This window comes from Arthrobacter rhombi (assembly GCF_900163545.1).
In the GTDB taxonomy this organism is placed as follows: domain Bacteria; phylum Actinomycetota; class Actinomycetes; order Actinomycetales; family Micrococcaceae; genus Arthrobacter_H; species Arthrobacter_H rhombi_A.
Genome location: NZ_FUHW01000001.1, coordinates 12,482 through 37,016 on the forward strand (window position 1 = coordinate 12,482; position 24,535 = coordinate 37,016).

A 24,535-nucleotide genomic window follows, 5' to 3' on the forward strand; every position below is an offset into this window, starting at 1 on the left:
GAGGTGGCTTCCTTAGAACGTGGGGACATGGTCAAGCAGCTGACGGGTGTAGTCGTGCTGGGGGTTGGTCAGGACTTCTTCGGTGGGACCCAGATCCACGATCAGTCCCCGCTGCAGTACCGCCAGGCGTTGGGAGATATGTCGGGCCAGGGCGATGTTGTGGGTGACGAAGAGCATCGACATGCCGGTCTCCAGCTGCAGGGTGCGCAGCAGGTCCAAGATGGAGGCCTGCACCGAAACGTCCAAGGCAGAGGTGATTTCATCGCAGACCAGCACCGACGGCGCATTGACCAGGGCACGGGCGATGGCAGCACGCTGGCGCTCGCCACCACTGAGTTCGCCCGGTCGGCGATCGAGATAGGAGGAACCCAATTTGACCTGGTCCAGCGCCTCATCGACCAGGGTTCGGCGTTTGCGTCGACTGGATATCCCGGCCATCTCCAACGGCACTTCGACCGATTCGCAGATGCTGCGTCGCGGGTTCAGTGAGGAGAACGGGCTTTGGAACACGTATTGGATCGCTTGGCGCTGTTCTGCGGTGCGTCCCCGCGTGCCCTCTGCCAGTTCGACGCCGCGCAGCGAAACGGTGCCGCGGTAGTCGTCGTTCAGTCCGGCGATGCAGCGCGAGAGCGTGGTCTTCCCCGACCCCGATTCGCCCAACAGCATCATGGACTCACCGGCCTCCAACGAGAGGTCGATCCCGTCCAGGATCCGCGCCGGACCGTAGGAGAGCTCCAGACCCGAGATCGACAAGACCTCGGTGGACGAGGCGCCTTCCACCGGGGAGGTCGCGGCAGCCGTTGCGGCGCCGATGGAGTTGGTCCGCACGGCTCCGGGGGCGTGGGGGCCGGGGATCACCAGCGGCTGTTCGCCGGTGATCGCCTCCACATCACCCACCCGGCGTTTGCCGGCCAGGTCGGGAACCGCTGCGAGCAGTTTGCGGGTGTAGCGGTGCCGGGGTGAGAACAGCACCTCCTGGATGCTGCCGCGTTCGACGACGTCGCCGGAAAGCATGACCAGCACCTCATCGGCCACCGTGGCGACGACGGCCAGATCGTGGGTGATGTAGAGCCCGGCGACCTGATGCCTTTCGGCCATTTCGTGGATGGTTTCCAACACCAACGCCTGCGTGGTGACGTCCAGGCCAGTGGTCGGCTCGTCCAGGATCATCACCGAGGGGCGGCAGGCGAAGGCCATGGCGATACCCACGCGCTGTTGCTGGCCACCGGATAGCTGGTGGGGGTAGCGGCGGCGGTAGGCTGCATCATTGTGCAGGCCCACCTCGGTGAGGACTTCGTTGACCCGTGCTGCACGCTCCCGTTCATTCGCGCCGAAGCCGTGGACCTGGAGCGTCTCCAGGATCTGTTCGCCGATCCGCATGGCGGGGTTCAACGACAGGGCGGGGTCTTGGGGGACGTAGGAGATGGATCCTCCGCGCAAAACCCTGACCTTCGGGGCGCTGAGCTCCAGCAGGTTTCCTGCCGAGGGTTCGCAGCCCAGCTGGACCGACCCGGCGGTCAGTTTCAGTCCCTGCCGGAAATGGCCCATGCAGGCCAGCCCGGCAGTGGTTTTTCCCGAACCGGATTCCCCGACCAAGGCCAGGATCCGGCCCGGATGCAATTCGAAGTCGATCCCGTGCAGGATCTCTAGGCCGGCGAGGGTGGCAACCCTCAGGTCAGTGGCTCGAAGGGCTGCGGCGGTGGTTGATTCGTTCGTCACGGTGTCCATATTTACTCTCCCGCGTTCAGGTTGGCCGAGGCCCGTGCCAGGGAATCGGTGAGCAGGTTGGTCCCGACGGTCAGGATGGCGATGGCCACCACCGGCAGGATGACGCCCCAGGGTTGGACGGTCAACGCAATACGGTTCTCGTTGATCATCAGGCCCCAGTCGGCGGTGGGCGGCTGCATCCCCAAGCCGAGGAAGGACAGTGCGGCGACGAAACCGATGGAGTAGGTCATGCGCAGACCCAATTCGACCATGAGGGGGCCGGTGATATTGGGCAGCACGTCCTTGAGCAGAATTTTCCACTTCGGTACCGCATACATTTCCGAGGCGCGGACGAAGTCTTCGGTAATCACGGAGGCGGTCGCCGAACGGGTGACCCGGGCGACCCGGGGGGCGTGGGTGATGCCGATGACGGTGACCAGCACCCAGCCCTTCGGGCCCAAGACGGTGATCGCCAACAGGGCGAAGACCAATTGGGGCAGGGCCAGCAGGACGTCGTTGGAGCGCATGATCAGGTTATCGAGCCACGGCCGTGAATAGGCGGCGGCCATACCGATCACCACGCCGATCACCATGCCCAGGGCGGTGGCCAGGGCCGCGTAGGCCAGTAGCCGGAGTCCGCCGTCGAGGAAACGGCTGAGGATGTCGCGGCCGAGGTTGTCGGTTCCGAAGACGCCGTCCGGTTGGAACGGTCTACCGGAGAAGGAGGTGCTGGTGAACCCGGTGGCCCAGGGAAGGAGCAGTGGGCCCACGAGGGCGACCAGCAGGACGATGCCGGTGAGTACGGCGCCGATCTTGGCTTGCTTCTGGCGCATCATGCGCCGGAACAGGCCCGGGGCGGCGGAGACTTCACGGTCGATGGCCGATCCGGCCATGTCGGTGGGGGCGTTGGAACTCATCGGGCGGACTCCGTCCTGAGCTTCGGATTGGTGGCTATGCCGACGATGTCGGCCAGCAGGTTGACCACGATGTAGGCGGCGGCGATGAGCATTGAGATCGCCTGGACGACTTGGACGTCACGGTTGGCGACGGCGTCGACCAGGGCCTGACCGATGCCCGGGTAGCGGAAGAGGAACTCGATGACGACCACGCCGCCGGCCATCCACGCCAACTGGATGGCGACGACCTGGGCCACCGGCCCCAGCGCGTGGGGGACGGCGTGGCGCAGGATGACGGTGCGTTCGGGAACTCCCTTGAGCCGGGCCATTTCCACGAAGCCGGAATCCAGCACCTCGATCATGGTCGCGCGCATCATCCGCACGATATAGGGGGTGACCACCAGAACCAGGGTGAGGGCCGGCAACACCAGCTGCAGCGGGTAGTTCCACACGGGTTCACCCGGCGGGGCCAGGGTGACCGAGGGCAGGATCTTGAAGACCGTGGTGGAGAACAGGGTGATCATCACGATGCCGATGACGAACTCCGGCATCGCGGCCAGGACCAGGGAAGTTGTCGTCGCGACATGGTCGGCGAAGCGACCACGGCGGAGGGCACTGTAGGTGCCCACGATGATGCCCACCGGGATGCTGATGACCGCGGCGATGCCCATCAGGACCAGCGATGCGGTGATGCGCTCGCCGATGAGGGCGGAGACCGGGCCGGCGGTGGCTGCGGAATAGCCGAAGTTGCCGGTGAAGAGTCCACCGAGCCACGACAGGTAGCGCAGGAGAACCGGGTCGTTCAGGTTCATCTGCTCACGCAGTGCCGCCAGACGTTCGGGGGTCGCCTGCTGGCCGAGGACGGCTTGCGCCGGGTCTCCGGGGAGCAGGAGGGTGGCCACGAAGACCATGATGGAGACGACCAGCAGGATCAGCACACTGACCAGCAGGCGTCGGGACACGAGTTTGAGGATCATTTGGTGCCTCCCATCCACACGCGGCGGAATTCGTAGCCGGATAAGGCCAACCCGGTTTTATTGGGCACCAGTCCGGCGACGTAGTGCTGGAAGGCATCGGCCTGGTTGGGATGTCCCCAAATGATGTATCCGCCTTCGTCGTAGAGCATGCGCTGGGCCTGGGCGATGTATTGATTGCGCTGGTCCTCATCCACGGTTGCCTTGGCCTGGTTGACGAGGTCAACGAACGTGGGGTTGTCCCAGTGCGTTTCGTTATAGGGGGAATCCTTCAGCAGGCTGTTGTCCACCTGCGGCAGGAAGTTGCGGGTGTAGTAGAAGTCTTGGGCAAAATCCCATTGGAGGTAGTCGTCACCGAAGTACGTCGTGGTGTCGGTGCGGCGGATCTTCACCCGGATGCCGGAGGCGGCCGCCTGTTGGGCGAAGACCTGGGCCGCTTCGACGGCACCTGACTGGATGGGGGCCGTGACCAGTTCCACGTCCAGCCCGTTGGGGTACCCGGCGTCGGCCAGCAGTGATTTGGCCTTCGAAATATCCTGCTTGCGTTGGGGCAACCCGGTGGTTCCGGGGTCGAAGGGGGCGAAGACGTCGTTGCCGATGGTGCCGTTGCCGCTGAGGACCTGTTCGATCATCTGTTCGCGGTCCACCGCCAGTTTAAAGGCCTGCCTGACCCGGACGTCGTCGAAGGGTTTGCGGTCCACCCGCATGGTGAACGGTAGCCACATGCCGGTCTCCGAATTCAGGATCCCGATGCGCGGGTCCGAACCGATGACTTCGGTCAGGGCCAGCGGGATCTGCCCGATGGCATCGACCTGGCTGGACAGCAGCGCGTTGATCATGGCGTCGTCGTCATCGAAGTTCAGGATGGCCAACTCGTCCAGATAGGGCTCGTGATCGCGCCAATAGTCGTCGTTGCGGGAGAAGACCGACTGCCGGCCGGGGGAGAAGCTCTTGACCTTGAAGGGGCCGGTGCCCACGGGCTTCGCGGAATCGTAATTCGCGGGGACGATACCCATCGAGTATTGGCCCAGCGAGTCGTCGAAGGTCGCCGAGGGGGAGTTCAGCCGGAACTCAACGGTGTCCTTGCCCACGATCGCTACCTCGTCCAGGACGGCCAACGCCGTGGCACCGGATTTGGGGTCGTCGGGATCGGTGATGCGTTTGAAGGTGGCGACCACGTCTTCGGGGCGCACCGGGCGTCCATCGTGGAAGACGACGCCGGGACGGAGCTTTACGGTCCACACCTCTGCATTTTTATCCGGTGTGGCGCTCAGCGCCAGGAGCGGCTTCAGCTCGTAGTTCTCATCCCGGTACAGCAGTGCTTCGTACAGGTTGACCACCCGGGCGATATCCGTGGTGTTCACCGGGATATGGGCGTCCAGAGTGTCTGAGGCGCCACCACCGGAGAGGCCGACGCGCAGGGTGCCGCCGGTTTGTGGTGTGCCGGTCGGTGCCGCGATGACCGAGGGCTGGGCCCCGCAAGCGGTCAGCACGGCGCCGAGGCCGAGGGCCATTCCGCTGCCAAGCAAGGCACGGCGGCTGAATCCCTCAGGCCCCGAACGTCGAGCGCGGGCTGCTGGAGGAGGCAGGGGGAAGAGGGAAGGTGGAGAGGAAGTCACGGTGAGGCTCCTGGAGTAGGCGGGTGGCTAGCAGGTGATGGATCGGCCGCTCCAGTCCGGGGGGTCACTTCGATGGACGTTGATGCCGTCCAGGATTTCCTGCCCGAAGGGAAGAGTTTTCCCTGTTTCCTGATTGACATGCAGCCCCAGGATCTCCTCGGTGGCAATGACCGCACCGTTGACCCGCATCGTGTGGGCCAGATGCAATTTCTTGGCCCCAGAACCGGCCACCGTGGTGGTGACCTCCAGTTCGGCGCCGAGCCCCGTCTCATCCAGATACCGGACGTGGGCTTCCACGGTGTACAGCGAATTGGAGGTGGCCTCCCGGTAGGCGGGGCCCATGCCCAGCGCCTCCATGGCCGCATCGGTGGCGAAACCGAAAACGAGGACGTAGTAGGCCTCGGACAGGTGGCCGTTATAGTCGATCCACTCGTCCAGAACAGCCGTGGAATACGGTTTCAGCGCCACCTAGACCGCCGCCTTCGGTGCCGCCTTCAGCTCCCCGATCACGTTGCGGACGGCGATGATGGCAGCGTCGCGTTCGGCGACCAGGTCGGCGAAACTGCGCTCGCCGGCCTCCTCATCGCAACCGGCAATGACGTCGTCGCGCAGTTTCCGGGTCAGTTCCGGGGCCTCGAGCCGAGTCCACGGGGACTTCAGCGAGGGGCCGAAGTGGTCCAGCATATGGGCCATGCCGCCTGGCCCACCGGCCAGATGGAAGGTGAGCATCGGGCCCTGGATCGGCCAACGGAGGCCCGGACCGTCGGTGATGGCCAGATCGATCTGCTCGACGGTGGCCTCGCCGTTATCGATCATATGCAGGGCCTCGCGCCAGAGCGCCTCCTGCAGGCGGTTGGCGATGAAGCCCGGGATCTCCCGGTCCATGGTGATCACCGATTTGCCGATGAAGTCATACCATTCCGAGGCCCACGCCACGGCTTCGGGAGCGGTGCCCCGTCCGCCGGCGACCTCCACGAGGGGAATGAGGTACGGCGGGTTGAACGGGTGGCCGACGACCAGGCGTTCGGGGTGGGCCGCACGCTGGTTCATTTCACTCATCCCGTAGCCGGAGGTGGAGGAACCGATGACGACGTCGGTGTCGGTCACCGCGTCGATCCGGGCCAGCAGATCCGATTTGAGGTCCAGGTCCTCGGGGGCGCTTTCCTGGATGAAGCCGACACCGGCCACGGCGTCGGCTAGTTCGGCGTGGACCGACCAGTTGTCCTTGGAGGCGTTCGGTGCCAGACCCAGCTGGGTCAGTGCCGGCCAGGCGGCATCGATCAGTGCGGCGAGCTTGTCACCGGCATCGGGGGAGGGATCCCATGCCTGGACGCGAAAACCGCGGGACAGGAAGTAGGCGGCCCAGCCGCCACCGATGGTGCCGATGCCCACGCAGGCCACCGTTTCGACGTCGTGCATGTTGGGGTAGTTGCTCATGGATCAGGCCTTACTTTTCGAGCTTGAGGATTTCGCGGGCTTCGTCGGGGGTGGCCACGGAGGAACCCATGCCGGTGACGATGTCGATGGCACGTTCGGTCAACTGTGCGTTGGTGGCCTTCACGCCCTTGGAGAGGTAGAGGTTGTCTTCCAAACCGACGCGGACGTGACCGCCGAGCAGCACCGACTGGGCGACCCAGGGCAGCTGGTTGCGGCCGATCGCGAAGGATGTCCACTGGGCACCCTCGGGCAGCAGGTTCACCATGGCCTGGAGCAGCGCCGGATCCACGGGTGCACCGTAGGGGATGCCCATGCAGAGCTGGTAGAGCGGCGGCGGGGCGATCAGCCCTTCTTCGACCATGACATTGGCGAACCAGAGGTTGCCGGTGTCGAAGATTTCCATCTCCGGTTTCACGCCCAGTTCCTTGATGCGCGCCGCGCCCTCGCGAAGCATGTCAGGGGTGGAGACGTAGAGGTTGCTGCCTTCGCCGAAGTTCAGTGAACCGCAGTCGATGGTGCAGATCTCAGGGCGCAGTTCCTCGACGTGGGCCAGCCGTTCCAGACCCGATACCAGATCGGTGCCCGGCAGCTGGACCGTCGGCTCGGAAGGGTCGACCACCAGGTCCCCGCCCATGCCGGCCGTGAGGTTGATGACCGGGTCGACGTCCGATTCCTTGATCTGGCGGACGACCTCACGGTAGAGCGCGGTGTCGCGCGAACCCTGTTTGGTTTCGGGATCCCTCACATGGATGTGGACGACCGAGGCGCCGGCCCGGGCGGCGGCGATGGCATCGGCGGCGATTTCATCGGGGGTGACCGGGACGTATTCGCTCTTGGCGGTGGTGTCCCCTGCGCCGGTGAGGGCACAGGTGACAATGACTTTACGGTTCATGGGATGACTCCTCGGAGGTGACAATGGTGCGGTCAATGAAATTTTCGATGTGTTCTTGCATTTGAGCGGTAGTCAGCATGCCGGTCAGGACCTTGATGCCCAGCCCATCCATCAGACTGGTGATGTCCAAGGTCAGATCGGCCGCGTTGACCGAGCTGAACACTCCGCTGCGCTGGCCGTCGGTGATGATGCCTTCGACGGTTTGCCGCCACCGTTCATAGCCATGTGAATGGTTATCGCGTTGGCTCGGATCCACAGCGGCCTGGCCCCAGGTCTGCAACCAGATCGACCATTCGGCTCGTCCGGCAACCCCTTCGGGGAGTTGGAGGCGAATCAAGTGCTTGAGCCGTTGGACGGGATCAGGGATGGAGTGCAACTCGGTGACCTGGCGGTCGAAGGCCAGCTTGACCGAGTAGCGCAGCGTCTCGGCGAAGATCTCCAGCTTCGTGGGGAAGTAGTAGTGCACCGAAGCCGGTGATATCTCGGTTTCCCTGGCGATATCGGAGACCCTGACATTGGCGTGGCCCTTCTCGGCGAAGAGCCACCAGGCACGTTCAATGATGAGCCGGCGCTTGCGGGCAGAGGTCGAGTCTTCTCGGTGCTGGGTGGGCAACATACGCGCTGAGGGGGCCACCGAGGCTCCCGCGGCGGAATCCGATCCGGAGATCAACCAGTTGGCGGTGACGCCCGTGTTGGTGGCCAACAGGGTCAGTTCCTCGGGGTTGAAACGCCTGACGCCCTTCAGCGATTTGGAGAGCTTGGTTTCGTCGATGCCGATGAGTGCTGCGACATCGCGTTGAGCCAGACCCGAATGATGGATGGCATGGCGGGCACGTTCTGCCAGCGTCTCGGCTGAAGGTCTGGAGGTCGGCATGAGACTCACAGTAAATCACGACTTGCGATCATGGCAAGTTAGTTGATTGCTACTCAAGAAGAAATTGCGATTCGTGATGATGTTTAGATTCGGGGGCGCCGAGGGCGATCCGTGGATCCTCGCTACCCGGTTGGCCCCGGGGCAGGCCTCTTCCCCGTGGTGCCTGCCCCGGGGCGGCGGGTGATCGAGCTCATGTTTCCCGGTATTTCGGGGCCCGCCAGCCTCTGCCCGGGCGACGGGCAAAGGCGTACGATTGCGGGCATGAGCGCCTCAACAGAACATGACTCGACGCCGACAAAAGTGGTGATGGTTTCCATCGTCGCCGCATTGGGCGGATTCCTTTTTGGATTCGACAGTGCCGTGATCAACGGTGCCGTCGACGCCGTTGGCCAACAGTTCGAACTCAGCGGTGTATTGCTGGGCTTCACCGTCTCCTGTGCGCTACTGGGCGCCATGGTCGGGGCATGGTTCGCCGGCCCCTTCGCCGATAAGCAGGGCCGCGTGCGAGCCATGATCGTCGCCGCGCTGCTGTTCACCGTTTCGGCGGCAGGATCCGGTTTCGCCTTCAGCGAGGTCGACTTGATCATCTGGCGCTTCATTGGTGGCTTGGGTGTGGGTATGGCCTCGGTCCTGGCCCCCGCCTACATCGCCGAGGTGGCCCCCGCCCATAGCCGCGGCAAGTTGGCTTCGCTGCAGCAGATGGCCATCGTCCTCGGCATCTTCGTCGCCCTGCTCTCCGATGCGTTCATCGCAGCGACCTCCGGAGGTGCCTCAGGGGTGGGCTGGTTCGGCCTCGACGCCTGGCGTTGGATGTTCCTGGCCGGCATCGTCCCGGCAGTGATCTACGGCGTGCTGGCCTGGCAGATCCCCGAATCCCCCCGCTACCTCGTGGCCCGGGGCCAGCTGGCCCGGGCCGCCAAGGTCCTGCACGAAGTCGTCGGGTTGAAGAGCCGTGACGAGGTCGATGAGAAGATCGCCTCGATCAAGTCCACCATCAGCACCGAGAAAAACCAGGGCCTGCGCAACCTCGTGGGAGGCAAGGGCTGGTTGTTGCCGATCGTCTGGGTCGGCATCCTGCTCTCGGTCTTCCAGCAGTTCGTGGGGATCAACGTGATCTTCTACTACTCCACCAGCCTGTGGAAGTCCGTCGGGTTCACCGAGGAAAACTCGTTCACCATCACCGTCATCACCTCGGTCACCAATATCCTGGTGACCATCGTGGCCATCCTGCTGGTCGACAAGATCGGCCGTAAGCCGTTGTTGTTGGCTGGTTCAGCGGGCATGACCGTCGCCCTGGGCGTGATGGCCATCGCCTTCAGCCAGTCGATGGGCAGCGGCGACGACGTGTCGCTGCCGCAGCCTTGGGGCATGATCGCACTCGTCGCCGCCAACCTGTTCGTCGTCGCTTTCGGCGCGACCTGGGGGCCGGTGGTCTGGGTGCTGCTGGGTGAGATGTTCTCCAATAAGATGCGTGCCGTGGCTCTCTCGGTCGCAGCTGCCGCCCAATGGCTGGCCAACTTCCTGGTCACCACGACGTTCCCGTCGCTGGCGGATGCCGGACTGGTCTTCGCCTACGGGCTGTATGCGCTCTTTGCCTTGTTGTCGTTCTTCTTCGTCTTCAAGTTCGTTACCGAAACCAAGGGTCGCGAACTCGAATCCATGCAGTAGGAACCTTCGAGGCCGCAAGGGGCGGCAGGGTCTGCGTTGGACGCGGACCCTGCCGCCCCTGATTTCGTCTGAGGATCCGAGCCCGAGAGCGGTCGCCCTGAGCTACGGCAGATCGACTGCCGTGTCTTGTGCGGTGGGCTGGGTACTCAGCGCAGCCTGGACTGCCGAGCCGAGGATCTGGCCTCCCTCAGCCGTGGGGTGGGTCCCGTCGTAGCTCAGGCCCGCGGCGTAGACCTCGGGGTGGGTCGAATCGCGCAGGCCACGGGATCCATCGATCCAGCCCCAGCCCTGCTCGAGGACGAAATCGTGCAGCCACGCGTTGTACTCGACGGTCCGGGCACGGAATTCGTCCCGCGGGGGGACTGAGGAGACGAGCACCCGGTCCGAATCGGACCGGGACACGATGGCCAGGAGGTTTTCCCCGATCCTTTCGAAGGGGACCCCGGCACGAATATCGTTCGTCCCGGCGATGACCACCAGCACATCGGAGGAAACGGGGGAGTAGCCGGCCAACATATCCGCTGTGGTGGCGCCCCCCAACGCCCACCCTCCGACGAAGGACGTACCGGGTTCCTGCGCGAAGACGGCCCAGGAACGCTCGCCGACGATCCGCCGGGAAACCTGTTCCGGATAGGCGTGGTCGGCGGTGATGGAGTCCCCGACCACGGAGAACGTGACCGCCTGGGCATCGCTGGCTGCCATCGGGCGCGCCATCGGGAAGCCGTCCGAGAAGAGCGGGGTCTGATCTTCCGTCTGTCCCTGCCCACCGACGAGAGTCGCTCCTGCTGTCACCGCGATCACGGCAATCCCGGCAAGAAGCACGGTCCGGGGGCGGGAGAACAGGCGGGAACGAAGCGTCGGTCGATCGAGGCCGGCTGGCGTGGGGTCGTGCACAAAATACTCCTGAGTAAAGATGCTGGATTACCAGCCTAAGTACTGCAGCTGCGGGGAGGCGGACCACAACATGACGATCAGATGACGATTGTGCTCAGGACGTTCTTCACAGCCCGGTGCCTTACCCTCGAACCCATGCTTGAGCAGATTTCCGTTGATTCCTGGTGGCAGGCCCTCGTGATCGGTTTCACCCGTGGCCCGTCCCTCCACGCCGAGGCCCTGACACTGGTCCTGATCATCGCCGCCGCCGTCGCGCTCTCCGTCCCGCGGGTTACGTGGCGTTGGTTCGGCCTCTATGTCACGTTCGTTCATGAGCTGGGCCACGCCTTGGCAGCGTTGATGACCGGCAGGATTGTCCGCGGCATCCGGCTGAACCTGAACCATTCCGGCGAAACAGTCAGCGTTGGCCGGGGCAGCGCCGGGATCGCCTGGTCGGGGTTCTGGGGTTACCCGGCCCCGGCGGTCGCCGGAGCCGCGATGATCTGGGCGGCGGCCTCGGGATGGGCTGGGGCCGCACTGTCCATCGGGGCGATTTTGTTGCTGGTGGCTTTGCTCTTCATCCGCAACCTGGTTGGCGTCGCCATCGCCGTCGGCTGCGCCATTCTGGCGCAACTGCTGGTGCTCTTCTCCGACCGCGAATTCTCCGCCTACGTCGTGGTCTGCCTGGGCATTGCCCTGGTGGTTGGTGCGGTGAAGGACTGGTTCAAGGTCGCCGCGGTCCACGCCAAACGGCGTCGGCTGGAGAGCTCGGACGCCTACATCCTGGCCAGGACCACCGGGGTGCCAGCAGTGATCTGGTTGGGCGGATTCGCCCTGGTGATCCTCGCCTGCGCCTATGGGGCACTGCTCTCCCTCGGCGCCGCCGTCAGCTGAGCAGTGCAGGCGCGAACCGATACCGGGGGCAGGCAATGGTGGCCGCCGGGGGAGGGCGCGTAGCCTCGGGACATGGAGATTCTTGGATCGGACTTCGAATTCACCACCAGCCTGCCGGTTCCCCGTGAGGAGGCCTTCGCCTGGTTTTCCCGCCCCGGCGCACTGGTGAGGTTGCTCGCACCGTTTTCGGGCAGCGTCCACGCGGAGCCCAGCGACGGACTGAACGTTGGTTCCAGGGCAGTGATCGGGATCGGGGCGCCAGGCCAGTTGGGTCTGGGGCTGGGGCCGGCCGTCGGCGCCGTCGCCGGCCCGCTGCATCTGCCCGGCTGGGCCAAGCCCGAAATCCCGTGGCATGCCCGACACGTCGGTTTGGTCCCCGGGCACAGTTTCACCGACGTCATGGAATCCGGCCCTTTGGCCTCCTGGCGGCACGAGCATGTCTTCGAAGAGGACGACGGCGGAACCCTCATGCGCGATTCCGTCTCCTATGAACTTCCGCTAACCACCAGCTCCGGGCCCTTGGGCCGGCTCACTGGTTGGGGGAAAGAACGTTTCAATGCCGAGCTCAACCGCCTGTTCGGATACCGCGAACGCCAAGCCATCGGTGATCTCCTCTTCCATTCCCGGCATTCCGGGCCCGATGCACTCCCTCGGCGCATCGCCATCTCTGGTGCCAGCGGACTCATCGGTACCCAGCTGCGCGCCTTGCTCCGGGGAGGTGGACACGAAGTATTCCGGCTGGTCAGGGGGCCAGCCGAGGGTGCTGACGAGATTTCCTGGGACCCGGATGCTGGACGGATCGATGCCGAGGCCCTGGCGAGCTGCGACGTCGTCATCCACCTGGCAGGGCATCCGATCGGTGGACGATTCACTGCGGCAGCCAAACAACGGATCATGGCTTCGCGGACCGTGGGGACCTCCCTGATCGCCCGGACGCTGGCCGATCTGTCGGGCGATGGGCGCCAGCGTACCCTGGTGGCAGCCTCGGCCATGGGCTACTACGGGGCCTCTCCAGAAGCCCGTCCGGCGCAAGCGCCGACGGAACTGACCGAGGAATGCCCGCCCGGAACCGACTTTCTTGCCGATGTCTGTGCCGCGTGGGAAGCCGCCTGTGAGCCAGCGGCCCGTGCCGGGGTGCGTGTCGTCAACGTGCGCACCGGACTGGTCCAGACCCCAGCCGGCGGAATGCTGCAGCAATTATTGCCGTTATTCGTCGCCGGTCTGGGAGGGCGAATGGCTGGGGCAGGTATGCAGAGCTGGATCGGCATCGACGACGTCGTAGGGATCTTCGCCCATGCCGCCCTGGAGGACCGGGTCTCAGGCCCCGTTAACGCCGTCGCACCGCATCCGGTCGACGCCGGGGACTATGCCGCCACGCTGGCCAGGGTGCTCAACCGCCCGGCGGCGGTCACGGTCCCTGGCTTTGGTCCGGCACTGCTCCTGGGCCGCCAGGGAGCCCGCGAGCTCGTTCAATCCGACCAGCGGGGATCCTCTGGGCGTATCGAGGAACTCGGCTACGCGTTCCGCGAGCCGGACCTTGAGGCGGCGTTGCGGCATGTGCTGGGACGCTGCTGAAGGTCACGGCGCCGTGACCTAAGACGTCGATAACGGTCGGATGACGGATGTGGTGGGGCAGAAAAGGGCCTGAACATCCAGTTCGGCGTCCTGCGGCGGGCCCGCTCCGAGACTCACAGGAATCACAGGTACGTCGATTTTGCCGCGAGAACACGGGGTTTCGGTTGTCAATTTTTTGTGTATCACCCCGCTGGAGGTCGTCTGTAGTTGACGCGGACCCCCTTCGTGCAGTTATCGTAATCAAGTCACGTTTTGATAACACCTCGCCGTTCGGGGTGGTGCAAGACGGAGTGCAGAGCAGGTACCTTTCGATCGTCCACCTGACTGCCCACTGAATTTGGAGTCGACATCGACGCCGGACGATCGCGCAATGAGGGCCGGGGACGGTTGGAGCGCACAGGTGGCCCCTGGAGAAACTGTGATCCAGCAGAACAGCAAAAAGTTTTCGAAGATTTCCCGCATCGGCGCAACCAGCGGCGTAGCAGCCCTGGCTTTGGCCGGCGCAGCAGCAGGCATCGGAGCAGCTCCCGCTTCCGCAGCCCCTGCAGGCACCTGGGATAAACTGGCCCAGTGCGAGTCCGGTGGCGATTGGTCCATCAACACGGGCAACGGCTTCAAGGGTGGACTGCAGTTCACCAACAGCACCTGGAAGGCCTTCGGCGGTTCCGGTGCGGCCAACAACGCCAGCAAGGGCGAGCAGATCCGCGTAGCCAAGAAGGTCCAGGCCGCCCAGGGCTGGGGCGCATGGCCCGCATGCTCGGCCAAGCTGGGTATCTCCGGCAAGGCTCCGGCCGGCCCGAAGGCGGACACCAAGCCCGCCCCGAAGCCTGCTTCAACCCAGACCACGCAGAAGGCTCCGGTCCAGAAGCAGGCCCCGGTCCAGAAGGCTGCCCCGAAGCACGCAGCTCAGGCTCCGGTCCAGAAGGCCGCGCCGCAGCAGCAGGTCAAGTCGACCGCTAAGCACGTTGCCACCGTCAAGGCCGCCGATTCGGGCAAGAACTACACGGTCAAGGCCGGCGATACGCTGTCCAAGATCGCCAACGCCCAGGGCCTGAACAACTGGGAGAGCCTGTACTCGGTCAACACCGCCTCGGTCTCGAACCCCAACGTCATCATGGTGGGCCAGAGCCTGAACCTGCCGACCAAGTAAGTAGGTCGGTCCCGGGGCCTAGCCTCGGAACTTGAACTGCGGGGGCCCTGCTCCCGCCAGACGGCAGCGGCGGTTCGCCTTTCCCCCCAATGGTGAACCGCCGCTGGTTCGTCAAGACCCCGAAGTGCCCGCACGGTTCACCGTGCGGGCACTTCGTGCGTCTGGGCTCAGGGGCCGAAGACTCGTGAAGCGATGCCTTGACCGGTTTTCGAATGTGCCGTGTACTGGTAGGTTCCCTGCTCGAAGAACTCCCGGGCCGCCGCTGCCGCGGCATCGACGGCGGCAAAGGCGAAGGAGCCGCCGACCGAAACGCGGCCAACACCGATGGCGGCCAACGCCGAGACCTCGGGCGTCTGGGCCGTCGCGAGCACGTTGACCGGCCGATCCACCGATGTCACGACCGAGCGGATGTCAGCAAGCCGGGTCAGGCCCGGGGCGTAGAGCACATCGGCACCCGCCTCCTGATAGGCCTGGAGCCGACGGATGGTATCGGCCAGATCGGGGCGACCATGCAGGAAATTCTCTGCCCTGCCGGTCAGCACCAGCGGGGCCGGCCCGCGGTGGCATGCTTCGGCCGCGGCACGCACCCGCTCCGTAGCGGCCTCGATCCCGTAGATGGGGGATTCGGTGTCCCCCGTGAAGTCCTCGATCGAGGCGCCGGCCAGCCCGATATGTGCTGCCAGCTCAAAAGTCCGTCCAACGGCCGAGGCCTCGTCGGCGAACCCGTTTTCAAGGTCGGCGCTCACCGGCAGCTCCGTCGCCTGCACCAGTTCCGCAGCATGCACGAGCGTTTCGTCGCGCGTGAGCTGACCGTCGAGACGGCCCAGCGAGGCGGCATATCCGCTACTGGTGGTGGCCAGTGCGAGGAAACCCATCGAGGCAAAGAGCCGTGCCGACCCCGCATCCCAGGCATTGGCGAGCAGTAGCGGCGTCGGGCCGTGATGCAAGGCGAGGAACCGGGCGGCAAGTCCTGTGGGCGTCATGGCCACACGCTACTCCTCGCGCGGAGGAGCACCCCGGGTATTCCTGGGGACGGGGCAGGGCCTAGGCGTGGGCAGGGATCGTCGTGATGGACTGGACGTAGGCCAGCGCCACGGGCCGGTAGGCGTTCCGGAGTTGGAGGAAGCGGGCGCTACTGGCGGTCCCCGGCCAATCCTCCGGCAAACAGTCCTGCGGCAGGCCCGGGTCGCGGTAGGGAATGATCCGCCAGCTATCGATGCAGTGCAGATAGGTGGCGAAGGCGCTCGACCCCTCGGAGGGCGGCAGTTCCGGAACATCGCGCTGCTGGCCGAGGAACTCGCGGTGCAAACCCGCCAACTCGTCGAGGTCCCACCAGTCGGCTACTGCCTCGCCGAGCGGGCCTGCCGTTTGGGGGCGTTTGGTCTCGAAGAGCACGGCACGTTCGCGCAGACCCAGGTCCTGGAGGATCTCCTCGGCTTCGGCCTGCAGGTACTGCGGGCAGATCCAGAGTCCCGGCCCGACGGTGCCGCAACCGATCCAATACAGCCGGCGGCGCAATTGATGGCGCAGCCCACGATCGGTTTCTGGCACCGTGAAGGAGATCAGGCACCAGGGGTCATCGACGTTCATGGCCCGCGGTTCGTGAATTCTGCGGTCACCGCGTTCGAGCATCTGCCGGGCCCGTTCCCCGACGGCATAGCCGGAAACACCGTCCCGCGTGGCGGCGTCCAGGACTCCCTTGCGTCGCAACCGGGTCAACGCGGTGCGCGTCAGTGCCGGGGACACGTCGACGGCCTCCATCAGGGTGAGCAGCTGGGCCGAGGACATCCACCCCCCGGCGCCACGCAGGTACAGGCCGATGATGGTGCGCAGCAACGAGGTGGTACTCCCGGGCCGGGAGTCCATATCGTCGAGGACGGCACTCATTTCATGTCGGCCAGCGCGGCGGCGATCGCCTCGACACCCACCTCGAGTTCGGAGAAACTGGTGCTCAAGGGCGAGAGGCCGATGCGCAAGCCGTTCGGTGGGCGGAAGTCGGGGATCACTCCCTGTTCCCAGAGCTGGGTGGTGACCGCGGCGAAGTCAGGGTGGTCCACCGTGACGTGGGAACCACGCTGCGCGGGATCACGGGGGCTGGCCAGCCGGGCGCCGTGGGGGGACAGCCGCTCCTCGCACAGCCGGATGGCATGCTCGGTCAGTTCCACCGATTTGGTGCGGATGGCCTCGATGCCGACCTCGGCAATGAGCTCCACCATGTCCTTGAGCGGCTGCATGGCCAGAATGGCCGGAGTCCCGGTGATGAAACGACGGATCGTGCCGGCCGGTTCATAGGTCTCCGTCATCCCGAAGGGGTCAGCGGCCCCCATCCAGCCCCAGATCGGCTGGCGGAGCGTGGAATGAAGCGACGAAGCGACGTAGGCGAACGCGGGGGAGCCGGGACCTCCGTTGAGGTACTTATAGGTGCATCCCACGGCCAGATCGACGCCCCAGGCGTCGAGGTGCAGCGGAACGGCTCCGACCGAATGGCACAGATCCCACACCATGAGGGCACCGACGCCCTTGACCTGGGCGGTGAGGGCTTCGGCATCGGCAAGGTAGCCCGAACGGTAGGCCACATGGCTCAGGAGCACGACGGCGGTGCGCTCGCAGAGGACCTGCTGAAGGTCAGTGCTGGTCACCCCCGTCGCTGGATCGGGAGTGATCCACCGTAGGGTCGCCCCACGTTCGGCGGCAATTCCCTCGACGATGAAGCGGTCCGTGGGGAAATTCCCCGCATCGATGACGATCTCGCAACGCCGGGGGTCGGTTCCCTGCTGGTGGTCCAACGCCGCCCGCAGCGTCTTATAGAGCAGGACCGAGGTCGAGTCGCCGACCAGCGTCTGGCCGGCAGCGGCACCGAGCACGACCTCTCCGAGGCGGTCTCCCAGGACGGTGGGCTCGTCCATCCACTGCTCATCCCAGCTGCGGATCAACCCGGCACCCCATTCGGTGCGGACGAAGGTGGCCAGGTGTTCGGCCGTGGCGGCCAACGGCCGCCCCAACGAGTTGCCGTCGAGGTAGGCGGTCAGCGGCCGGGCGGGATCGGCTGCGGGGACCAGGAAGCGGTCGCGGTAGACGGCGAGTGGATCGGCGGTGTCCAGCTCGTCGCTGGTCGGGGACGCGGGGGAGGTGCTCATGCGGAGGGGGCCTTTCGGGCTAGTTGCCGATTTCGGTACGGACGGCGTAGAGCTCGGGGAAGAAGGTCAGGTCGAGGGCGCGGCGCAGGAAGTCGACGCCGGAGGAGCCGCCGGTGCCGCGTTTGAAGCCGATGGTGCGTTGGACGGTGCGCAGGTGCCGGAAGCGCCAGGCCTGGAAGTTGTCCTCGAGGTCCACCAGGTCCTCGCAGGCCTGGTAGAAGCCCCAGCGGGTCTCCTCGGTTTCGTAGATCTCCTTGAACACGGGGATGAGTTCCTCGTGCAGCACCCAGGCCTTCGAGAAGTCGCGGTGCAGGATCTCTTCGGAGATGGGGTATCCGGCGCGGGAGAGTGCGGCGAGGAACGCGTCGTAGACGGTGGGTTCCTCGAGGAGCTGGCTGAGCATGGCGTGGGCTTCGGGATGGGATTCGAAGACCTTGAGCATGCCGCGGTGCTTATTTCCCAGAATGAATTCCACGGCACGGTACTGCCAGGACTGGAAGCCGGAGGCCGAGCCCAAGGTGTCGCGGAACTGGGCGTATTCGCGCGGGGTGAGGGTCGCCAGCACCGACCACTGATCGGTCAGCACCTTCTGGATGTGCTTGACGCGGGCCAGGCACTTCAGGGCCTTGCCCAGATCGTCGGCGTCCATGAGGCGTCGGGCCTCGACGAGCTCGTGGAGCACGAGTTTGAGCCAGAGTTCGCTGGTCTGGTGCTGGATGATGAACAGCAGCTCATCATGGTGTTCGGGATTGCTATGGGGGTGCTGGGCGTGCAGGACCTTATCCAGATCCAGATACCCGCCGTAGGACATCTCGTTGCGGAAGTCGGTGCGTACGGTCTCTTCGATATCGCGCTCGCCGGTATCGGTGCCGGGGGTTTCGGGGGTGTCTTGCGAGTAAGGGCAGCTCATGCAGGTCAGAATATCAGTAACGTGACGAGCGTCAAGCAGATGAAATCCCTTGCTGGTCGTGGAGAATCAACGCTGACATGATGGAGCCATGAACACCCCAGCGGCTGCAGCCCCGCCTCCCACCCTCCACACGGTCGGACATTCCACGCATCCGGTCGAGGAGTTCGTCGAGCTGCTCCGGGCCCATGGTGTGCAACGGATCGTCGATGTGCGCACCGTGCCCAAATCTCGGCATAATCCCCAGTTCGGTATCGATCAGCTGCCGGCTAGCCTGGCCGGGTACGGTCTGGACTACCAGCGGATTGAGAGCCTGGGTGGTCTTCGGCACACCACGAAGGCCTCACCGAATACCGGCTGGCGCAACGCATCCTTTCGCGGCTACGCGGACTACATGCAGACCCCGGAGTTCGACGCCGGAATCCAGCAGCTGGTGGCCAGCACCGCAGAGCGCCCGGTGGCGATCATGTGTGCCGAAGCCGTCCCCTGGCGTTGCCACCGCTCGATGATCGGGGACGCGATGCTGGTTCGGGGCTTCGAGGTACTGGATATTTTCAGCCCCACCAAGGCCACAGCCCATACGTTGACGTCCTTCGCCCAGGTGGAAGGAACCACGATCACCTATCCGCCGGAGAAGTCCACCCCGTCGGCCTGAAAGGTGGTCATCAGCGGAAGCCTCGGCTCATGGTGAACCGGCGAGCCACGGCATCGGTCAATGCTCTGCTGCGGGCCACCACCCTGATCGCTTTGCCCCGCAGCCCGTGGAGGACCGGGGGCAGCGGACGCCCCAAGGCCATATTCAGGTGGGCTTGCCGGCCAGCCCTGGCCGCGGCACGCAATCGGTCCCCTGAGAAGTCTGCCAGCGCGGCCATCCGGGCCGGACCTGCCGAGCAGGAGTGGGTCAGTAACGGAGCCAGTGCTGCGGCGTCGAGCAGCCCCAACGCCATGCCTTGCCCACCGATGGGGCTCACCTCATGGGCTGCGTCACCGATCAGGATGACCCGTCCGCACACCATGTTCGCCACCGACCGACGTGAGCAACGAAATCTGCTGGACATCGTGGCGGCCCCATCATCGACCCGGTAACCGGTGCGGCGTTCAACGAGCCTGCTCAGCGGGGTCGTATCCGCCGGCAGATGCCAGGCGACCCACCGGCGTAGGCCCTCGGGTAGGGGAAAGGACTCAACGATTCCTTCGGCGTGCAGCAACAGGGCTGCGGTGGCACCAAAGTCAGTGGTGTCTGGGAAGTCCCCCATCACATAGTGGTCGCGGTAACGGCTCCCGGCAAAAGGTAGGCCAGCGAGCGTACGGACCGTGGAATCCACCCCGTCCGCTCCCACCAGATAGCTGGCAGATACCGGGGCGGCCAGTCCGCTGACCGTGGCCTGGATGCCGCGGTCTTCCTGCCGGAAGGTGATCAATTCGTGGCCTTCGATCAGGGCTTGTGGGTCGAGCTGCTGCAGCCGTGCCCGCAGGAGTTCGGTTGTCTTGGCCTGGGGGAGGGAGAGGATGAAAGGGTGCGGGCCCTGCAGAACAGCGAAGTCCAGGGCGGCGATTCGGCTGCCGGAACTCAGTCCCAGCCCCGTGCGGATCCGGACCCCGGAGGCGATGGCTGCTGCGGCGACGCCTGCTGCCTGCAGGACGTCGACTGCGGGCGGATGAATGCCGATGGCCCGTGAATGCTCCCGCGGGGTGTCGCGGGCCTCGACGACGCGGACGGTGAGACCCGATTGGTTGAGCAGGATGGCCAGGGTCAGCCCCGAGGGACCGGCACCGATGATGAGCACATCGATCACGGCAGGGGTTCCGGACGGTGGATGAGTAGGTTCCTGAACGGACGGCGCGGCTGCACCTGCCAGCGCCCCGGGACCACTGACTGCAGTTCCTCGGGCAGGTAACTGCGGCGGATGGAGGTCAGTCCGTCGCGCCGAATGAACGAGGTCCCGGCCAACGGCAAGGTGGCAGCGCCGAAGAGCAGCGACGCAGCGCGTGAACGCCGCAAATCTGCGTGGATGGCGACACCACGGGTGAGCTGCTCGGTGTCGGCGAGCAAAAGTTCGAGTTCATGGGGGGAGAGGTGATGCAAAACATGGTTGGACACCACCACGTCGAACCGGCGTCCGGCGGCCACCAGATCTGAGCTGTTCGCCGCTTCGAAGGACACCCTGGCGTCGTCTCGGCCCGCAGAGTGTCGAGCAGCAAAACGGTAGGCTCGCGGATCCGGGTCGATGCCGGTGACCTTGACATCGAAACCATCGGCGCCGGCCCTGCGGGCCAGGGCCCGAGTGATATCCCCGCCACCACAACCGATATCCAAAATGGTGGAGGCTCCTGCGGTGGCCAAGACCGGCCGGATCAGCTCCCGGTAGACCCCACGCCAGCCGGAAACCACCGCGTTGACCAGCGGGAACTGCTGGTAGGTCCGCCATAACAGCACCGGGTCGCAGTCCTGCCGGTCCATTTCCTCGGTTGCTGTCTCGGCGCGGCGCATCGGGGGCTATGCCTCGGGCCGGGCCACGGTCATCAAAGCAGTTTCCACGGTGAGTCCCGGGCCGAAAGCCATGGAGCAGATGCGCTCGCCGACGGGGTCGGAGGCCTCCGCGACGGTCTCCAAGATGTCCTTGAGCACGAAGAGAACGGTGGCGCTGGACATGTTCCCGTAGTCGTTGAGCACGCGGCGAGCCGGCTCCAGCTGCCGTTCATCCAATCCCAACCGGTTCTGGACCTTGTCGAGGATGGCCCGCCCGCCGGGATGGATACCCCAGTGGGTGATCTGCGCATAGTCTTCACCGAGCGATGCATCGTGGGCCAGCAATGGGGCCAGCGCCCCGATGATGTGGTCGTCAATAATGTGCGGGACGTAGGTTCCCAGGACCATTTCAAAACCCTCATCACCAATATTCCAGGCCATTGATTCTTCACCGACGGGGGTCAACACCGTTTCGAAGGCATCGAGTTCCAGGCAGGTGGTTCCCGCCGGTGCGGGCCGGGAGGTGACCACGGCTGCTGCGGCGCCGTCGGCGAAGAGCGCCGATCCCATGATGGTGTCCGGGTCGTTGGAGCTGCGCACATGCAAGGTGCACAATTCGGTGCTGACGACCAGCACAACCGCATCCGGCTCGGCCTTGCAGAAGCTTTTGGCAGCACGGAGGGCCGGGAAAGCTGCATAGCAGCCCATGAAACCCAGATGGTAGCGCTGGGTTGAAGCGGGCAGGCCCAAGGCCCTGACGATCTGATAGTCGGGGCCCGGGTTGTAGAAGCCGGTGCAGGAGACGGTGATGACGTGGGTAACGTCTGCGGGGTCCAGATCCGGGCAGGCGGCCAACGCCGCGCGAGCAGAATCGGTGAACAGTGCCTTGGCTTCGCGGGTGAAGACGTCGTTGCGGACCTTGGTGCTGGGACTGAGCAGCTGGGTGTTGGCCGCATCGAAGAACACCGGAGTGGTTTCGGTCTGCTCGAGGCTGAGCTCGGTCAATGCGGTGCGTCGGGTGGAGATCGCCGAAGAATTGAAGGAGGTGGTGATCAGTCGTTCTCCCAAGCGGGTCAGGCCGGGCTGGGCTGCGAAGACATCGCGCACCTGGTCCTGATGCAGGACCGTTTCGGGTAGAGCCGTTTGGATGGTCCTGAGGGTCACTGTCATGGGCCGAGCGTATCCGGGCTGACCTGCGCGGTAAAGGGATTGCGGGTGGTGGGCGGATGCGCTACCCGGAGGCATCGGTTCCGCCCACCGTCACTGCGCCGGTACTACGGGGCCAGTACGCCGGAGAAGAGCGCGTCCTCATGGTCGAAATCAACCAGATACGTCAGCGTGACGTCGTCGAGCTCTCCTGCGGGGATGCCGAAAGCCACCCGGGTGCTCTGCTTCTTTCCCGGGAGGACCTTGCCCTGGAAGAAGCCGTCGATCTTCTCGGTGAAGACCCCCTCAGCTTGGGTCCCTGCCGCCCCGTAGACCACCGAAGCCGTCAGAATCGCTGGATCGAAGATCTCCTGGGTTCCGTTCTGGAGGGTGACGTCGAAGACGTACATCTTTCCGTCGGAAGCCTCGGCACCTGAGGCGTATTGACCAGCTGCGGAAAGACCTGCCGGTTTGACGGTCAGCTTCAGGCCGTCATCCCAGGTCCAGGCGCTGCCGAAGTCGGCCACTCCCTCAGTGGACTGGTCTTCGGTGGTCTCCGCCACGGCTTCCGCAGCCGGCTCGGAGGCCGTGTCGACAGCGGTGCCGGCCTCCGGGCCGCCCGTGGTGGTGCAGCCGGCCAGTGCCAGGCCGGTGGCGAGCGCCAGGGCCACCCATGTGGTTTTCGTGTTCATGTTTCCTCCCCAAAATGGTGCGCCGCGAGTGCGGTGCGGTGATGATGACCGGAAGCCGTCACTTCCAGTACCTTCACGTCACCAGCTGCCTCCGACATTTTGGAACCGCCTATGTGGAACTCGAATTCCGCTGAGCGACATTTCGTGCCTATGGTGGAAGGCGAAGGCCTTGTCCTGCGGCTGCCGCCGCGCCATCGAACCCCAGGGAGTCCCCATGCAGCAGATCATCCCCACCCGCCACCTTTTCGGCCCTGGCCCCTGCAACCCGTATGCCGAAGCCACGGCCGCGCTGGGTTTGCCACTGCTGGGACACCTGGACCCGGACTTCATTGCCCGGATGGACCGGACCTGCGAAGGCCTTCGAACCCTGTGGGGGACGAAGAACACGCGGACTCTTCCGCTCAGTGCCACCGGCTCGGCCGGCATGGAAGCCGCCTTTGTGAATACCATCAACCCCGGTGACGTTGCGGTGATTGCCGTCAACGGACTCTTCGGTGAGCGGATGTGCGAAGTCGCCTCCCGGGTGGGAGCCGAAGTGGTCAGGGTCGACCACGAATACGGCACCCCCGTCGATGCCGAACGAGTCGCCGCCGCGCACCCGAACCCGAAGGTCATTGCGGCAGTCCATGCCGAAACGAGCACCGGCGTCGTCTCCGATATCGCGGCACTGGGCGCCATCAAGGGCGACGCCCTGTTGATCGTCGACGCCGTCACCTCCATCGGCGGCATGCCGATCGAAGCCGACGCATGGGGCATCGACGTCGGCTACGCCGGCACCCAGAAGTGCCTGGGCGTCGCCCCGGGTATGGCACCGTTCACCATTTCCGACCGGGCCTTTGAACGCCGCGTGCAGAAGCCGCAGTCCTGGTACCTCGATCTGGGCCTGCTCGGTGGCTACGCCACCACCGGTTCCTCGGGTGGTCAGCGCACCTACCACCACACGGCTCCGGTCGCGATGGTCGCCTCCCTGGAAGCAGGGATCGAGCGTGTCCTGGCCGAAGGTATCGAAGCGGTGACCGCACGTCACCAGAATGCTGGTGCCGCCCTGCAGAAGGGCCTGCAGGAGATGGGTTTGGAGCTCTTCGCCGCCGAAGGCCACCGGTTGCCTCAGCTGACCACCGTCAAGGTACCCGAGGGCGTCGACTCGGCCGCCGTGCGGTCCTACCTGCTGAAAAACTACGGCGTTGAGATCGGTGGAGGCGTCGGGCAGTATGCAGCGACCGTTTGGCGGATTGGCCTGATGGGGCCGAACGCGAACATGGATTCCGTGGCGCTGATCCTCGCTTCGCTCAAGGACGCCATCGCCAACAGCTGAGCCTGACCAGACTAGCGGGGCCGGGGTTGGCCGGGATCGGAACTACGTCGCGATCTTGGTCAGCGCCGGCCCTTTGTGCATGGCAAGGTGTTCGGTCTGATCACTGCGGATCTCATATTGCGGATCATCGGGGGAACACCGGCGCATATGGCCCTTGTACTCGACGTCCTGCGTATGTTTTTTGATGATGACACCGCTGACGTGTCCGGCTTCCGAATTCCACGAAACATGATCGCCGGTGGAAAAAGTAGCTGACATGGTGGCTTCCCCTTTTGTTTCGGCACTACTCCTGGGCATCTGGTGGCCCGA

Annotated in this window: 24 protein-coding genes; 6 read left to right on the top strand and 18 right to left on the bottom strand. The window is 65.0% G+C overall.

Annotated elements, in window-relative coordinates:
• Positions 1–12 precede the first annotated feature (12 nt).
• The 8 genes from FM101_RS00050 to FM101_RS00085 are packed head-to-tail and all read right to left on the bottom strand — an operon-like array spanning position 13 to position 8,399.
• Positions 13–1,728 (bottom strand): ABC transporter ATP-binding protein, encoded by a 1,716-nt coding sequence (locus FM101_RS00050; RefSeq protein ID WP_086993634.1) that lies wholly within the window; start codon positions 1,726–1,728, stop codon positions 13–15.
• A gap of 2 nt (positions 1,729–1,730) precedes the next feature.
• Positions 1,731–2,600, bottom strand: a complete 870-nt coding sequence (locus FM101_RS00055; RefSeq protein ID WP_245806591.1) for an ABC transporter permease — start codon at positions 2,598–2,600, stop codon at positions 1,731–1,733.
• A 20-nt stretch (positions 2,601–2,620) separates the two neighbouring features.
• On the bottom strand, positions 2,621–3,580 hold the full coding sequence (locus tag FM101_RS00060; protein WP_179204183.1) for an ABC transporter permease: 960 nt from the start codon (positions 3,578–3,580) through the stop codon (positions 2,621–2,623).
• Positions 3,577–5,196 (bottom strand): ABC transporter substrate-binding protein, encoded by a 1,620-nt coding sequence (locus FM101_RS00065; RefSeq protein WP_342744327.1) that lies wholly within the window; start codon positions 5,194–5,196, stop codon positions 3,577–3,579. Before FM101_RS00065 ends, FM101_RS00060 begins: the two co-directional genes overlap by 4 nt.
• A 27-nt stretch (positions 5,197–5,223) precedes the next feature.
• Complete coding sequence (locus FM101_RS00070) at positions 5,224–5,664, bottom strand: thioesterase family protein (RefSeq protein WP_086993640.1); 441 nt, start codon at positions 5,662–5,664, stop codon at positions 5,224–5,226.
• Positions 5,665–6,633 carry a 3-hydroxyacyl-CoA dehydrogenase NAD-binding domain-containing protein gene (locus tag FM101_RS00075; RefSeq protein WP_086993643.1) on the bottom strand — a complete coding sequence of 323 codons (969 nt, stop codon included), beginning with the start codon at positions 6,631–6,633 and terminating at the stop codon, positions 5,665–5,667.
• A 10-nt stretch (positions 6,634–6,643) separates the two neighbouring features.
• On the bottom strand, positions 6,644–7,525 hold the full coding sequence (locus FM101_RS00080) for a 3-keto-5-aminohexanoate cleavage protein (RefSeq protein WP_086993646.1): 882 nt from the start codon (positions 7,523–7,525) through the stop codon (positions 6,644–6,646).
• Complete coding sequence (locus FM101_RS00085; protein ID WP_179204184.1) at positions 7,515–8,399, bottom strand: TetR/AcrR family transcriptional regulator; 885 nt, start codon at positions 8,397–8,399, stop codon at positions 7,515–7,517. Before FM101_RS00085 ends, FM101_RS00080 begins: the two co-directional genes overlap by 11 nt.
• A 261-nt stretch (positions 8,400–8,660) precedes the next feature.
• Between FM101_RS00085 and FM101_RS00090 the strand changes: the two genes are divergently transcribed.
• Positions 8,661–10,067 (top strand): sugar porter family MFS transporter, encoded by a 1,407-nt coding sequence (locus FM101_RS00090; protein ID WP_179204185.1) that lies wholly within the window; start codon positions 8,661–8,663, stop codon positions 10,065–10,067.
• Positions 10,068–10,169: 102 nt separating this feature from the next.
• On the opposite strand, the gene FM101_RS00095 is transcribed toward FM101_RS00090, so the two are convergent.
• Positions 10,170–10,961: an SGNH/GDSL hydrolase family protein gene (locus FM101_RS00095; RefSeq protein ID WP_086993649.1), complete on the bottom strand. Its 792-nt coding sequence runs from the start codon at positions 10,959–10,961 to the stop codon at positions 10,170–10,172.
• 135 nt (positions 10,962–11,096) lie between these two features.
• On the opposite strand from FM101_RS00095, the gene FM101_RS00100 reads away from it, so the two are divergent.
• The 3 genes from FM101_RS00100 (at position 11,097) to FM101_RS00110 (ending at position 14,559) form a co-directional block, all read left to right on the top strand.
• Positions 11,097–11,834, top strand: a complete 738-nt coding sequence (locus tag FM101_RS00100; RefSeq protein ID WP_086993654.1) for a M50 family metallopeptidase — start codon at positions 11,097–11,099, stop codon at positions 11,832–11,834.
• 72 nt (positions 11,835–11,906) lie between these two features.
• Positions 11,907–13,409, top strand: coding sequence for a TIGR01777 family oxidoreductase (locus FM101_RS00105; RefSeq protein WP_086993657.1), 1,503 nt, complete (start codon positions 11,907–11,909; stop codon positions 13,407–13,409).
• A 418-nt stretch (positions 13,410–13,827) separates the two neighbouring features.
• Positions 13,828–14,559: a transglycosylase family protein gene (locus tag FM101_RS00110; protein ID WP_241895402.1), complete on the top strand. Its 732-nt coding sequence runs from the start codon at positions 13,828–13,830 to the stop codon at positions 14,557–14,559.
• A 167-nt stretch (positions 14,560–14,726) separates the two neighbouring features.
• Here the strand turns inward: FM101_RS00110 and FM101_RS00115 are convergent, their stop codons facing one another.
• The 4 genes from FM101_RS00115 to kynA all read right to left on the bottom strand — a co-directional run bounded on the left by FM101_RS00115 (position 14,727) and on the right by kynA (position 18,606).
• A complete protein-coding gene (locus FM101_RS00115) occupies positions 14,727–15,542 on the bottom strand; it encodes an isocitrate lyase/PEP mutase family protein (protein ID WP_086993731.1) in 816 nt (271 codons plus the stop codon).
• Positions 15,543–15,603: 61 nt separating this feature from the next.
• Entirely contained in the window at positions 15,604–16,446 is an 843-nt protein-coding gene (locus FM101_RS00120; RefSeq protein ID WP_086993663.1) for a PaaX family transcriptional regulator, read from the bottom strand.
• The gene (locus FM101_RS00125) at positions 16,443–17,696 is read right to left on the bottom strand and encodes a kynureninase (RefSeq protein WP_086993666.1); all 1,254 of its coding nucleotides are present in this window, start codon (positions 17,694–17,696) and stop codon (positions 16,443–16,445) included. Before FM101_RS00125 ends, FM101_RS00120 begins: the two co-directional genes overlap by 4 nt.
• A gap of 19 nt (positions 17,697–17,715) precedes the next feature.
• Positions 17,716–18,606 carry a tryptophan 2,3-dioxygenase gene (gene kynA, locus FM101_RS00130; RefSeq protein ID WP_086993670.1) on the bottom strand — a complete coding sequence of 297 codons (891 nt, stop codon included), beginning with the start codon at positions 18,604–18,606 and terminating at the stop codon, positions 17,716–17,718.
• Between the two features lie 88 nt (positions 18,607–18,694).
• Between kynA and FM101_RS00135 the strand changes: the two genes are divergently transcribed.
• Complete coding sequence (locus FM101_RS00135; protein WP_086993674.1) at positions 18,695–19,258, top strand: DUF488 family protein; 564 nt, start codon at positions 18,695–18,697, stop codon at positions 19,256–19,258.
• A gap of 10 nt (positions 19,259–19,268) precedes the next feature.
• Here FM101_RS00135 and FM101_RS00140 read toward each other — a convergent pair whose 3' ends face one another.
• The 4 genes from FM101_RS00140 to FM101_RS00155 form a co-directional block, all read right to left on the bottom strand.
• Positions 19,269–20,399, bottom strand: a complete 1,131-nt coding sequence (locus FM101_RS00140; RefSeq protein WP_086993677.1) for an FAD-dependent oxidoreductase — start codon at positions 20,397–20,399, stop codon at positions 19,269–19,271.
• Positions 20,396–21,094, bottom strand: coding sequence for a class I SAM-dependent methyltransferase (locus tag FM101_RS00145; protein ID WP_086993681.1), 699 nt, complete (start codon positions 21,092–21,094; stop codon positions 20,396–20,398). The genes FM101_RS00140 and FM101_RS00145 overlap by 4 nt, the downstream gene beginning before the upstream one ends.
• A 6-nt stretch (positions 21,095–21,100) precedes the next feature.
• Positions 21,101–22,243, bottom strand: coding sequence for a type III polyketide synthase (locus FM101_RS00150; protein ID WP_086993684.1), 1,143 nt, complete (start codon positions 22,241–22,243; stop codon positions 21,101–21,103).
• 104 nt (positions 22,244–22,347) lie between these two features.
• A complete protein-coding gene (locus FM101_RS00155) occupies positions 22,348–22,911 on the bottom strand; it encodes a hypothetical protein (protein WP_086993688.1) in 564 nt (187 codons plus the stop codon).
• Positions 22,912–23,125: 214 nt separating this feature from the next.
• On the opposite strand from FM101_RS00155, the gene FM101_RS00160 reads away from it, so the two are divergent.
• Positions 23,126–24,226, top strand: a complete 1,101-nt coding sequence (locus FM101_RS00160) for a pyridoxal-phosphate-dependent aminotransferase family protein (protein WP_086993690.1) — start codon at positions 23,126–23,128, stop codon at positions 24,224–24,226.
• A gap of 42 nt (positions 24,227–24,268) precedes the next feature.
• On the opposite strand, the gene FM101_RS00165 is transcribed toward FM101_RS00160, so the two are convergent.
• The gene (locus FM101_RS00165) at positions 24,269–24,484 is read right to left on the bottom strand and encodes a DUF2945 domain-containing protein (protein ID WP_086993693.1); all 216 of its coding nucleotides are present in this window, start codon (positions 24,482–24,484) and stop codon (positions 24,269–24,271) included.
• Positions 24,485–24,535: the final 51 nt, after the last annotated feature.

Coding starts and splice junctions, on each gene's coding strand:
- FM101_RS00080 (WP_086993646.1), bottom strand. CDS start 7,525: ATGAACCGTAAAGTCATTGTCACCTGTGCCCTCACCGGCGCAGGGGAC.
- FM101_RS00050 (WP_086993634.1), bottom strand. CDS start 1,728: ATGGACACCGTGACGAACGAATCAACCACCGCCGCAGCCCTTCGAGCC.
- FM101_RS00085 (WP_179204184.1), bottom strand. CDS start 8,399: ATGCCGACCTCCAGACCTTCAGCCGAGACGCTGGCAGAACGTGCCCGC.
- FM101_RS00165 (WP_086993693.1), bottom strand. CDS start 24,484: ATGTCAGCTACTTTTTCCACCGGCGATCATGTTTCGTGGAATTCGGAA.
- FM101_RS00115 (WP_086993731.1), bottom strand. CDS start 15,542: ATGACGCCCACAGGACTTGCCGCCCGGTTCCTCGCCTTGCATCACGGC.
- FM101_RS00135 (WP_086993674.1), top strand. CDS start 18,695: ATGAACACCCCAGCGGCTGCAGCCCCGCCTCCCACCCTCCACACGGTC.
- FM101_RS00105 (WP_086993657.1), top strand. CDS start 11,907: ATGGAGATTCTTGGATCGGACTTCGAATTCACCACCAGCCTGCCGGTT.
- FM101_RS00120 (WP_086993663.1), bottom strand. CDS start 16,446: ATGAGTGCCGTCCTCGACGATATGGACTCCCGGCCCGGGAGTACCACC.
- FM101_RS00150 (WP_086993684.1), bottom strand. CDS start 22,243: ATGACAGTGACCCTCAGGACCATCCAAACGGCTCTACCCGAAACGGTC.
- FM101_RS00155 (WP_086993688.1), bottom strand. CDS start 22,911: ATGAACACGAAAACCACATGGGTGGCCCTGGCGCTCGCCACCGGCCTG.
- FM101_RS00060 (WP_179204183.1), bottom strand. CDS start 3,580: ATGATCCTCAAACTCGTGTCCCGACGCCTGCTGGTCAGTGTGCTGATC.
- FM101_RS00075 (WP_086993643.1), bottom strand. CDS start 6,633: ATGAGCAACTACCCCAACATGCACGACGTCGAAACGGTGGCCTGCGTG.
- FM101_RS00100 (WP_086993654.1), top strand. CDS start 11,097: ATGCTTGAGCAGATTTCCGTTGATTCCTGGTGGCAGGCCCTCGTGATC.
- kynA (WP_086993670.1), bottom strand. CDS start 18,606: ATGAGCTGCCCTTACTCGCAAGACACCCCCGAAACCCCCGGCACCGAT.
- FM101_RS00055 (WP_245806591.1), bottom strand. CDS start 2,600: ATGGCCGGATCGGCCATCGACCGTGAAGTCTCCGCCGCCCCGGGCCTG.
- FM101_RS00160 (WP_086993690.1), top strand. CDS start 23,126: ATGCAGCAGATCATCCCCACCCGCCACCTTTTCGGCCCTGGCCCCTGC.
- FM101_RS00145 (WP_086993681.1), bottom strand. CDS start 21,094: ATGCGCCGCGCCGAGACAGCAACCGAGGAAATGGACCGGCAGGACTGC.
- FM101_RS00125 (WP_086993666.1), bottom strand. CDS start 17,696: ATGAGCACCTCCCCCGCGTCCCCGACCAGCGACGAGCTGGACACCGCC.
- FM101_RS00090 (WP_179204185.1), top strand. CDS start 8,661: ATGAGCGCCTCAACAGAACATGACTCGACGCCGACAAAAGTGGTGATG.